The 12,505-nt window shown below is 43.0% G+C and carries 8 protein-coding genes; 1 reads left to right on the top strand and 7 read right to left on the bottom strand.

Annotation, left to right across the window (positions count from 1 at the left end; genetic code table 11):
* Positions 1-747 (bottom strand): glycoside hydrolase family 88 protein (locus V7D18_RS03960; RefSeq protein ID WP_426151664.1); only part of this gene is annotated, 747 nt, incomplete at its 3' end.
* A 171-nt stretch (positions 748-918) separates the two neighbouring features.
* Here V7D18_RS03960 and V7D18_RS03955 point away from each other — a divergent pair.
* Positions 919-1,833 carry an AraC family transcriptional regulator gene (locus tag V7D18_RS03955; protein ID WP_426151662.1) on the top strand — a complete coding sequence of 305 codons (915 nt, stop codon included), beginning with the start codon at positions 919-921 and terminating at the stop codon, positions 1,831-1,833.
* Positions 1,834-1,940: 107 nt separating this feature from the next.
* Here the strand turns inward: V7D18_RS03955 and V7D18_RS03950 are convergent, their stop codons facing one another.
* The 6 genes from V7D18_RS03950 to V7D18_RS03925 all read right to left on the bottom strand — a co-directional run bounded on the left by V7D18_RS03950 (position 1,941) and on the right by V7D18_RS03925 (position 12,484).
* Positions 1,941-3,560, bottom strand: coding sequence for an extracellular solute-binding protein (locus tag V7D18_RS03950; protein ID WP_426151660.1), 1,620 nt, complete (start codon positions 3,558-3,560; stop codon positions 1,941-1,943).
* Between the two features lie 53 nt (positions 3,561-3,613).
* Positions 3,614-4,480, bottom strand: coding sequence for a carbohydrate ABC transporter permease (locus V7D18_RS03945; RefSeq protein WP_426151659.1), 867 nt, complete (start codon positions 4,478-4,480; stop codon positions 3,614-3,616).
* Positions 4,480-5,415 (bottom strand): ABC transporter permease, encoded by a 936-nt coding sequence (locus V7D18_RS03940; RefSeq protein ID WP_426151657.1) that lies wholly within the window; start codon positions 5,413-5,415, stop codon positions 4,480-4,482. The genes V7D18_RS03945 and V7D18_RS03940 overlap by 1 nt, the downstream gene beginning before the upstream one ends.
* A gap of 18 nt (positions 5,416-5,433) precedes the next feature.
* Complete coding sequence (locus V7D18_RS03935; protein ID WP_426151655.1) at positions 5,434-5,976, bottom strand: HAD family hydrolase; 543 nt, start codon at positions 5,974-5,976, stop codon at positions 5,434-5,436.
* Positions 5,977-6,106: 130 nt separating this feature from the next.
* Entirely contained in the window at positions 6,107-9,223 is a 3,117-nt protein-coding gene (locus tag V7D18_RS03930; protein WP_426151653.1) for an alpha-mannosidase, read from the bottom strand.
* A 126-nt stretch (positions 9,224-9,349) separates the two neighbouring features.
* A complete protein-coding gene (locus tag V7D18_RS03925; RefSeq protein WP_426151651.1) occupies positions 9,350-12,484 on the bottom strand; it encodes an alpha-mannosidase in 3,135 nt (1,044 codons plus the stop codon).
* Between the last annotated feature and the right edge of the window lie 21 nt (positions 12,485-12,505).

The following is a 12,505-nucleotide window of genomic DNA, read 5'->3' as shown; positions in this document are numbered from 1 at the left end:
CGCATCAATCTGATTTTTCAATGCTTCTGTTAAATAGTGTTTGACTGCACCGCTGCATGGAATAATGCCGAATAATTCCGGAATGGCCATTGTAATCCAGCTGTTGCCTCTTCCCCAGAATGCACCGGCAAAATTATGACAGCCATGGAATGTCCAGCCATGATACCAAAGACCGGTCTTTCTGTCAGCTAAGTATTTCACATGGACTAAAAACTGGTACTCAGCCTCATCAATCCATTCCTGCTTCTTTAAAATCACACCCATACGTGCCAGGAATAAAACAGACATAAACAGGGTGTCATCCCAAAGTTCCTGTTCGTTGAGCGTATCAGAAGTCAAATGCTGAAATCCGCCTTCTTCTGTTTTTGGAAGTTCATCCACAAGCCACTGCGCCCAGTCCCGGCAGATTTCCATATATGTCTCATTTCCCTCTTTTTCAACCAGATAGGTTAAGGCTAAAAGCGGGGCTGTTGTATTAATATTCCGGGCAGGCAAACCAATGGTAAGCTGTCTTTCATAATACTTATTCAGTTTGTTTATAATTTCTTCCTCGCCGGTTTCCTCATAGATCTTCCATAATCCAAATAAACCGACTCCCTGTGTCCATTCCCAGTAGCGGTACCGTTCCGGATTGTCTCCAGCCAGATTATTGGTCTGCATGTTTTTTAAAAAGATATCATCTTCATCATACAGAATTTTTTCAAAGCTGGATACAAGCAGGTTTATTTTCTCTTTTAAATTTTCCATTCTTTTGCCACTTCCTTTCTGCTGCCAACCAACGAAACAGTTGGAGGCACATTGCAATCTCTACAATATTTTTCTTTTTTATTCGCCAATGTATTGCACATCTTGTCATCATTCTGCTATAATGAATATCCGATACATGACTATTTCATAGAAAGTATAAAGGTGGTTCCTATGACAAATCCTGATGATACACTGCTTTATAAGAAAAGACATAATATCACCATTAACGATATCCAGCATTCCCTTTATTATTACTTTGATTATGATGAACGATCCTTTGATATCAACATGCCATTTCAGCATTTTCATTCTTTTTATGAACTGATGATACTGATCAGTCCCCAGGCATACCATCTGGTAGAAGGTATCCCTTATTCCATCCGGTCAGGCGATATCGTACTTCTCCGGCCATCGGTGCTTCACCGCTCCGAATATCAGAAAGGCGCTCCCAGCAAACGGCTGATCATCGGTTTTTTATATCCCCCATCACTCTGGGGAATGCCGGAAACCTACCAGAAGCTCTTTGAACCCTTTTACTCCCCGCTTCCCATTTTTCGTTTCCCTTCCAAACAGCAGCAGCTGATTAACGAAAAACTCAATCGCATTTACCGCTACTCCTTTCAGGATGAGGAACCCGAACTTAAATCACTGATTGTTCATGGAATGTTCGTGGAGTTTCTCTATACTTTACGGCAGCTGGCACCATTTAACACCTATACCAACGAACCACTAAAGGATGAAGCTTCCCAAAAAATATACACCATCGCCAACTTCATTCATAATCATTATTCAGAAGAATTAACACTGGACTCCCTTTCCAGGGAATTTTATATCAGTCCCTACTATCTGTCCCATCAGTTTAAAGATGTGACGGGCTACACCCTGACCCAGTACATTCAGATGACACGGATCCGAAACGTACAATACCTGCTTTTAAACACGAAAAAGAAGATTTCTGAACTGGCGGAAGAATGCGGATTTACAAGCTTTTCACAATTTAACCGAATCTTTCAAAAGTATTGCAGCCAGTCGCCCTCTGAATTTCGTAAAGACGGAGGCGGAAACAGCATTCCGACAATTCTTTAACGATCAGATGGGCAGAAAAAGCCCGTTACAGCTTCCCGGCATCATCATTATTTCGATGAGAAAGAGCTGTAACGAGCTTCTTATAGCCTGCTGCCCTGTAAAAGGAATTACTTTATTGTGTCAAAATATTCTGCTCTTGCGTCAAGAATCTTCTGCAGCCCTGCATTTACAAGGTTGTCATATTCTGTCTTCTGAAGAGCATCGAACTGATCTGGTGAACAGCTGACCAGCTTGTAAACATATTCGATCATCATGTTCTCTACATTCTGTCCATAGTCACTTTCAGCCTGTGAAATGTTGGAATATACAGGATAACGGAACTTTCCTTCGGAACGTACATCGTAGAAGTTTGAGAACCAATCAGTATTTCCTACACCAGGATAATCTTTTGCCCATTTTCCAACGATAGAGTCTTTCTTTGTTGTCCACTCCATTGCAAGGTTTACGATATTTAAATCATCGAGTGTCTTAGGATAGCCCTTTGCATAGAGCTCTTCATCTGTAAACTTAAGCGGTACGCCATTTTCGTCTCTTTTATGCTCTGTTGTATAAACAATATTTTCTGCTACTTCCGGATCAGCCTGCCAGTTTAAGTATTTCATACAAGCATCAACTTTCTTCTCGCTGGTCTTTGGAATCATGATAAACATACCATATCTCTGCTCAAACGGTGTGCGGTAAGAACCATCTGCCAGTTCAAAACACTGTACCGGAACAAAAGTTTTGCTGCCTAAAGTCTGATTTAATACAGAGATAAAATCAAACGTACGCTCTGTATCATCTAAATAGAATCCTACGTTGCCTGCAGTTAACTGAGCTTTGTAGATATCTTCCTGAGTATCTGTTGCAAAATCTTTAGAAATAAGTCCTTTATTATAAAGCTCATTTAACTTCTTAATTCCATCAACTGCTCCAGGAGCAACTGCTGCATAACCTTCACTATACATATAAGCATCTTTGTCATTTGCATAGTTTACATAGGATGCTACGAAATTCAAATAGCCCTTCTCTGTATCATTACGTCCGCTCATTGCCCACGGAATTACATTGTCTACTCCGCCTGGATTTTTATCTTTTACTGCCTGTAAATAAGCTACGAGATCTTCTTTTGTTTTTGGCATCTGCATTCCCAGTTTATCCAGCCAGTCCTGACGGATAAAAGCAGTATGACGAGGAGATTCCACACCTCTCTGTTTCATAATAGCAAGCTGTTTTCCCTCAATCTGGCCCATATTCTGTGCATCAGAAACATATTTCTTAATGTCGGTACCATAGGTTTCATAAGCCTGTGTTAAATCTGCCAGACCGCCGTTCTGCGCAAAGTTATAGAAAATACCCTGATTGTAGGTGAATACGATATCAGGAGCGCTTCCGCCAGACATCATGATATTTAACTTATCATCAGAAGAGGATCTTGGAACAGAAACGTATTCAACATTAATGTTGTACTTTTCTTTCATCTGCTGCTTGATCCATTCTGTCTGGGTGTTCTTCTCCACGGTTGTTCCTGGAGCTGCATCACCTCTGTCCCATACCATAACCTTAATGGTTACTTCTTCTCCCTTATCTGCTGCAGTTGTTGCCTCTGCTTTTGTTTCTGTACCGCCTGCTGCGGTGGTTGCTGCTGCTGTTGTAGCATCTTTACCTGCACTGGAACCACAGCCGGTTACCAGAGCTGCTGCTGCAAATACTGCCATACAGCTTTTTAATAATCTTGCTTTTTTCATTAATAAAACCTCCCTTTCTTTTCTTCATTTATTTATTATAAAAAAATAAATAATCAACCTTTTACTGCACCAAGCATAATGCCCTTTGTAAAGTACTTCTGGATAAACGGATAGGCAATCAGCATAGGTGTCATGGAAATTACAATACTTGCAGATTTAATATTATCTGCTACAAGCTGGGAAGCTACTCCTTCCTGCTGTGATATTGCAACAGATTCTATCAACTGCTTTAATATCATCTGAACAGTATACAGTCTGGAGCTGTTTACATAGTATAAAACATCGCTTAAACGGTTCCATCTTCCCACTGCATAGAACAAAGCAAGTGTTGCCAATGTGGGGTATACCAGCGGAAGTGCTACTTTGAATAATGTCTGAATCTCGTTACAGCCGTCTATTTTGGCAGCTTCATACAATGAAGAATCCAGTCCTTTGAAAGCAGTACACATGATGATCATGTTATATGCGCTCAGCGCCTCTGGTATAATCAGTGCCCATACCGTATCAATCAATTTGAAATCTTTCACATTTAAATATTTCGGAATAATACCCGGATCCAGATACATGGTCAGTACGAACATTGTCATAATGATCGTTCCGCCCTTTAAATTCTTCTTTGAAAGAGGGTATGCTGCTGCAATAGTCATGACAATACAGACTGCAGTTGAACCCAGCATCAGGAAAACGGAATAAACAAATGCGGAAAGGAAACTTCCACTTTTAAATGCACGGACATAAGCTTCCGTTGTAAACTGAATCGGATAAAGGAATACCTTACCGCCTAAAATTGCGTCTTTGGAACTTAATGACATGGAAATTACGCGAAAAATAGGGATCAGCGCTACGATACTGATTATTATAAATGCTGTGTTCCAGAACAACTGGAACCGTCTGTCTGATTTGCTTTTTAATTCTGCCATTACATAATTCCCTCCTCTCCCATTTTTTTAGATATTTGATTAACGGACAGGATCATTACGATACCGACTACTGACTGGAATAAACCAACTGCAGTGGCAAAATCAAACCGGCCTGCCTGAAGACCTACACTGTAAACATAGGTACTGATAACGTCGGAGGCACTTTTAACAAGTGTGTTACCCATCATATAAGGACGGTCAAAATCGATGGAGACGATCTTTCCAAGCTGCATGATCAGCATAATGGAAATAGTAGGTCTGATCTGAGGGATCGTAACGTGTGCAATTCTTTGAAGTCTTGTGGCACCATCAATATAAGCCGCTTCTCCCAGAGAAGGATCCGTCGCTGACAGTGCTGCCAGATAAATAATTAAAGAATAGCCTGCTGACTGCCATATTCCGGCGAACCAGTATACAAATCTCCAGATAAAGGTGTTGCTTAAGAAATTAATTTCCCTTAAACCTACTTTACGTATGATATCATTAACAAGTCCGCTGGTTGAAAACAGCTGTGTAATAATACCTGCAATGATAACCCAGGAAAGGAAGTTTGGCAGATATAAAATTGTCTGTGTTGCTTTCCGGATCTTTAAATTTCTGATTTCAAACAGGAATACTGCAATCAATACCGGAATCGGGAAACCGATAATCAAGTCACCCGCATTTAAAATCAACGTGTTTTTCAGTGCATTCCAGAAGTCCTTAGAACCAAAAGCTTCTTTAAAGTTGGCAAAACCAACCCATGGGCTGTTCCACACCCCTGCAAACACATTAAACTTCTTAAAGGCAATTACGCCACCGATCATGGGCTTATAACGGAACATAAGCATATAAATGACCGGGATCAGAAGCATTAAGTAAAGCTGCCAGGTATTGCGTATATATACCTTAAAAGGAATCTTACGCGCCTTTTCCTTCGTTGTCTTTTCTTTCATAATATCCATACCCTCCTTCTATTCATTCCCGTCTTTTTGAAGCTCTGCCTCCAGACTCTCAATCAGTGCCAGAAGCTCCTTCGGCTCGTGGACGGTATAGTCCGGCGTTTCCCACTCATCAGCCGGATTCATATCATAGCGCGGAGACCAGTCTATGAGAATTGAGGTGATTCCAAAGCGGTTGGCTCCTGCAACATCCTTTCTCACATTGTTTCCAATCATAACCACCCTCTTTTTGTCTTCTTCTGTCAGGTGATTTTTCTCCATAGCATCTATAAACATTCTCTCGGAAGGTTTCTGGATACCAACGATCTCGGAAATTGTTCTGGTGTGGAAGCAATAACCAAGGCCATTTTCTTCATAAACATTGGTGAAAGACTGTTCTTCCCCGTCAGCCACCATGGCAATGACATAACCGGCGTCGTAAAGAGCTTTTAGCGTCTCCCCCGCACCGGGGATCAATTCTGCGTGGACTACAATACCCTCATCATTGCGTATTTCGGTGCCTTCGTCAATAATGGTATCCCCACTGTCTGTAAAAATGATTAGCTTCTTTTGCATTTTGTTAACTCCATATTAAATTTTGGTATGATTTTTCTTAAAGCTGATGAAAACATTATAATATTTTGGGTACATTGTTGCTATGCGTAATTTGTTTTTATTGAAACCATCTTACTCGCATTTTTTGCGTTTATAAAATCAGACGTAGTGTTTTTATTTCAAAAGGAGCAAAATTCAGGAGAAACTCACTTTCGTTTCCAAGGTGTTTTACAGGGATCGGCGTTTTTGAAACCGCGTTCTCTTCCATGGTAGTTTCCCACAATTTGCTGATTTTAAAACCAACAGTTACTGTACAGGAGGAATGCTTTCCAATTGCCTCATAAAGTCTTAAAATCAGATGCTTTTCCCCATCTTCCGCCATTTTGACCGTCTCTAAAATCACGTTGTCTGCCAGAATCCGGAAATACTCTTTCTTACCAGTTCCTTTTCCCCAGAATGTCAGCGGGCTGTTTAACTGCATTCCTTCCCGAACCACTCCGCTGTCAGCAAAATCACTGCTTTTCACGTAAAAGGAATAAGTAAATTCCTGTATTCCTTTATCTGCATACATATCCGGCCATACAGGAGCCTTTAACAGAGTAAGCTCCATTGCATTCCCGTCCGTGCTGATTCCATATTTGGAATCATTGAGCACAGCTGCCGTTCTTCCTGGTTGTGTCATTGCAGTATACCGGTGATTACACACCTCAAAACGGTCCGCATCATAACGGCGGTTGTGATGGGTAGGACGTTTTACATATCCGAACTGGATTTCTTCCAAAGCTTCTTCTGTGCGGATTGTAACCGGAAATGAGACCTTTAACAGCTTGTGAGTCTCTTTCCAGTCAATTATGGTAGCAAAATCAATACGCCTGCTGTGATAGGACAATGAGATCCTCTGAGTCATGAAGGACTCGTGTATCTGCCGTTTTACCATAAGCACCGCTTTTAGCGGGCCTGTCTCCTCAATGGTGAGATCTGCCCTCTGATCCAGCTCAATGGGCACATTTTTATAGAAAGAGCTCATTTCCCACGCATCATAATCCACATTAATGTCCTGATAAAGAAGAAGCTGGTTTGCGTTTCCGTCAACGAATTCGGTTCTGGTATCCTGCTCCAATACGCTTCTTACCTGGCCAAGGCCATCAACAACCACCTTCACGAATCCGTTTTCCAGGATAAAGGAACCGTTATCCTCATATATCCTGCACTCATTATCTGATATTACGGAATTTTCAAAAGTACCACCATCCTTTGATCCAAGCTGGGCATAACCGCAGGAAGGAACCTTTACCGGTATCAGTAATTTATCACCGATTCTCTGACTTAACGGCAGTCTGCCGCTGCGGATCAGATGCTCACTCTCTCCCACGGGTATTTCTGCCAGCTCTTCCCGTTCCCAGGAAAGTGGGTTAAATACCAAAAGACCGTCTTCCTTAGATCCTGTAATCTGTCTTTTTGCCTCCTCATAAAGACAGTCCGCTTTTTCTCCTGTTACTTTTAATGCAACGAACGCATCTTCATAAACCCTGGTGATGGAGGTTCCCGGAATGATATCATGAAACTGGTTAAACAGCAGCACTTTCCATAAAGCTTCCAGTTCCGCTCTCCGGTTCTCTCCGTTTTCCACAAAGCATACAATGGAATTCAACAGCTCTGCCTCCCGAAGCTTCCGTTCAATCAGCCGGTTCTCCTTCTTTATCCACGCCTGTGAGGTATAGGTCCCTCTATGCCATGGAAGGTACAACTCCCCTCTGTAAACCTCTTTTACAGAGTTTTCCTCTTCCAGTCTCTGAAAAAAATTAACCGGGCTCTCCATACGGGTACGGGGTGCGCCTTCTAAATCCTTTACCCGCTTTGCCACCTCTGCCATCTCTCTGGTAGCACCTCCGCCGCCGTCACCGAAACCGAAGGGGAAAATAAAGGTATCAATATTCTCCTGCTGCACCCTGTCTTCCTCCCATCTGGTAATCAGATCAAGAGGATCAAGCCTTGCATTGTTCTTTTTATAAAAATGGGTCAGTATCCTGGTTCCGTCTATGCCTTCCCACCAGAAATTATTATATGGGAAACCATCACAGCCCTTCAGCGCTCTTGCCATCTTCTGTGTGGCAAAATAACGGATTCCACAGCCTTTCATAATCTGCGGCAGCTGCCCGTTAAAACCAAAGCAGTCCGGCAGCCAGACCATAACACTGTCTTTTCCAAGTTCTTCCCGAAACCACTTTCTTCCATAAAGGCACTGACGGATCAGACTCTCTCCAGAAACCAGATTCGTATCCGGTTCCACATACATTCCGCCCTCAGGAATAAAGGATCCCTCCTCTACTTTCTTTAAAAGGCGTCCGTACAGTTCCGGGTAATGTTCTTTTACATTCTCCATGATGGGCGGTTCACATAAAAGGAATTTATAGTCCTCATATTCATCAGATAAGGCGATCTGGGTGGATAAAGTTCTTGCACATTTCCGCTTTGTCTCTTCCCAGGGCCAGAGCCATGCCAGATCCAAATGGGATTGTCCGAATATGGTGAATTCCGGAGCCGTCGTTCCGTTAACGCAGGCAAGAAGAGGCGACAACCTTTTTCTGGCCTCACGGAAGGATTCATTGCGTCTTTCCCGGTCCAGTTCAAAATCGGCCGTAAATGTAAATTCCAAAAGTCCCTGGTTTATCTTCATTGCTCTTAAGGATTTGGGATCAAGTCCTTCCGAAAGTTTGTATAAGGTAAATACGTCCATAAGAAGCTGAAATGCATCCTCGTTCCAGATTCCATAATCAGATTCGCCCACTTTCACCTGAAATGCAGGCGGTTCCGGAACCGCAGTACGAAAATCAGGGCATGGTCCGCCCTTTTCCAGTCTCGGTCCATGCCCTGCATAGCTTTCTGCCACAACAAAAAAACGCTCACCTGCCTTTGCGTGGCGGGTCAGTGTGATTCCATCGTGCTTTAAATCTCTGGAACCTGCCGCTGTTCCATTCACCCATAAAAGCATCTCGCCGCCCACCTCAGGATGAAGAAAAATCCGTTTTCCCTCCGCCTCTTTCGGCATGACGATCTCTGTTAAAAACCAGCCGTACTCCCATTTGGCGCCCCAGGGGGTTCCCTGAGGCATGGGGTAAAACTCCTGTTTTAACGCTTCCTCATAAGATAAATGCTCTTTTGTCGTAAATCCGGTAAATGACACCGTTGAAAGTCTGTCAAACAAATGGCTTTTTAGTTCTTCCATCCATATGTTAATCCGACCGTTTCGTTCTGCAGCAAGCTCCATCTGCATATCCTCCCTTTTCTGATACAGTCATATTGCTTCATTATATGATATCTCACAGGCAGTGACTATGCAAAGTTTGTCAAGTTACTGTATATCTTTTGCAAATATTGCAAAAATATAATTTTATTATTGAATCTTAATTGTTTTTATCTCATATGGCTTAAAGGAAAGCGCAATACGTCCATTTTCTGACGGCACCTGTTCTTTTTCTTCTTCCATACAGGTGCATTCTGTAAACCGGGCATTCTCTGTCATGGAGAATGTCACCTTTGTACTGGTCCGCATACCATAGGACTCATAAAAACGTACAATGAAACCGTCTCCTTCTTCAGAAAGCTTTACTGTGTCAGCGAGTATATTCTCATTTTCAATCTCCAAGAAGGAACAGGAGAGAACACCATCTCCTTTTACTTCCGAAGAAACAAGAGGACAGTTTAAATCATAAGCTTCCTGCACCACCCTTCCAGTACGGAAATCGCCTTTATGAGGCAACAGTGAATAGGTAAACGTATGCTCTCCCTGGTCTGCATCCGGATTCGGGAAAATGCCGGATTTTAACAGAGTAAGGCGAATGATGGAATCGTGAACGTCATACCCGTATTTACAGTCGTTTAAAACGGCCGCGCCATAACCTGCTTCCGAGACATCTGCCCATTTATGGGCACATACTTCAAATCTCGCCTGATCCCAGGTTGTATTTCTGTGAGTGGGGCGGCTGACATTACCAAATTGAATGTCATAATTGGCCTCATTACATAAAATATCCAGAGGAAAGGCGGTCTTTAACAGCATCTGATGTTCATTCCAGTCAATTCTGGTCTTGAAATCAATTCTCTTTGTATGACTGTAAAAACAGATCTGCTGTTCAATCATTGAATCCATGAATTTTCGTTTCACAAGAACAACGGCTCTGACTGGACCATTTTCCAGAAGCTTCATTTCTGTCACTTCATCCACGCGCCATTTCTTCTCCTCAAAGGTGGAATCAATATTCCATGCATCAAATTCCAGAGGACGGTCTTCAAATACAACCAGTTCATTACCCGCCTTTCCTTCCTTTAACAGGCTTCTTTCTTCTGTTTTGTCATAAATCCGGGAAAGATTTCCTGCCTTGTCAAATTCCACTTCATAATAAGAGCTGACTGCTTTTATCACTGCTCCGTACTCATCACATTCCACAGAATTAAATACAGAGTCCGCTTTCTTAAAATCAGCCCCCTGACGGATCACCTTTACGCCCTTGGAAGGTACAGCCTCAGCCAAAGCGATCATGCCACCATTCCAGGTTTGCTGTGTGACTGCCGAAAGATCCTTAACCGGTGTCTCAAACTCAACAATTCCGGTTCTTTTGAAACTTAGAGAGTTCCATACTGCAAGTGCAGAAGGCTTCTCCTTCTCTCTTTCAAATCCGGCTGCATTTAAGATGCTTTCATGGCTCTTATGAATCATGCACAGATCTGATTCAATGATTTTCTCATACTGAATCTCTGAATCTTCGTATACCTCTTTGATGGAAGAACCTGGAAGAATATCGTGAAACTGGTTCAGCAGAAGAAGCTTCCAGTTTTCTTCCAGCTGGTTCCGGAGATACTCCCCGCCTTTTGTAAGAAGGGATTCCAGTACCGAGTAAAATTCTGCATCTCCATTTAAAAACTCGCAGCTTCTGTTGTATTTTTTATTTTTTGCCATGGAAGTGTAAGTTCCCCGGTGGAACTCTAAATACAATTCCCCCGCCCATACAGGGAGCCGTTTTTCATCCAGTTCCTCTTCCAGCTTGTGAAAGAAATCCTTGACAAAGGTCTGTTTTGTCTTTGGGCAGCGGGCAACATTCCATTCCATTCTCCGGCTCTGTTCCAGCATCTCCTCTGTGGGGCCGCCGCCTCCGTCACCATAGCCGTAACAGGTCAGCACTTCTTTGCTGGCATCCTTGTTCTGGAACCTCTGCCAGGTTCCCATGATCTGTTTTGGATCCTGTCTGCCGTTGTAGGTTGTGCTGTAGCCTTTGGATGGCTGGCCGTTTTTATAATAATCCTTGGTGGAAATCAGATAGGTTAAAACTTCACTGCCGTCAATCCCCCGCCAGATAAAGGTATCATAGGGGAACTGGTTGTATTCGTTCCAGCCAAGTTTCGTTGTCATAAAGTATGACAATCCGGACTGCTTCATGATCTGGGGTATGGCGGCGCTGTAGCCGAATACATCCGGCAGCCAGAGCACTTCATTTACCGGGCCGGAAAGTTCCTTTTCAAAGAATCTTCTTCCATAAAGAATATGACGGACTAAGGATTCCCCGGATGCCAGGTTGCAGTCCGGCTCCAGCCACATGGCTCCTTCTGTCTCCCAGCGGCCTTCTTTAATCTTTTCCTTTATCTCTTCAAACAGCTGGGGAGCCTCTTCTTTTACAAACTCATAAAGCTGGGGCTGACTGGACATAAACTTATATTCCGGATACCGCTCCATCAGGTTTAAAACCGTACGGAAGCTTCTGACCGCCTTTTGTCTTGTCTGCTTTAAAGGCCATTTCCATGCTACGTCAATATGTGTGTGACCGATGCTGTGGACAGTCACCGGATTTTCGGGTCTGTCTTTATAATAGGTTTTCATGAGAAATTCATCCGCTTCTCTTACAGAAGAAAAGAACTGTCCGGAATGAGGTCTGGTAAAATCAATCCGGTTCACTGCTTCTGCCAGAACCTTAAATCCATCGATCTGTTCCAGGTCATCCTCTTCCAGAAGATCAGCAGCTTCAAAGGGAACCACCAGATCGTAATAAAGCTTTGCCACCACTTCTTCATAAGCTCCCAGATCCAGATGAAAGAAGTTGGTACAGCCGGGACTGTTGGAATAGGCATAAAAGGCCAGTTCATGTGTTTCTCCCTGTATCCCATGTTCCGTCAGAATAAAGTCCTGATGGTTCATATCCATGGTACCGGAATGCTTTCCGTCTAAGAACACCATGATCTGGGGATTGTCCGTATTCCAGATATCCGTAGCTCCGGTATTTAAGACTGCTCTGACCTGCTTTCCTTTTAACTCAGCCGGTACAGTAATACAGGTCTTAAACCAGTAATGCCGGTCCGATCCGCCCCAGGTCTCATCCCTGCCAAAAGATTCCCAATTTAAAATGCTGCTGTCAAACTCTTCTTTCCACTCATAACTACCCGGGCTGATCCATACCTCATCTGCCGGTTTTAAATTGGAATAGCATAACGGCCTTAGTGCCTCCAATGCCGCCATTAATCTGTTTCTGATCGGATTCATTCGTCATTCCACCTTTTGTTT

Source organism: Lacrimispora sp. 38-1 (assembly GCF_049890855.1).
In the GTDB taxonomy this organism is placed as follows: Bacteria; Bacillota; Clostridia; order Lachnospirales; family Lachnospiraceae; genus Lacrimispora.
The sequence above is the reverse complement of the archived record's forward strand: the minus strand, read 5'-3'. Positions and strand labels throughout refer to the sequence as shown.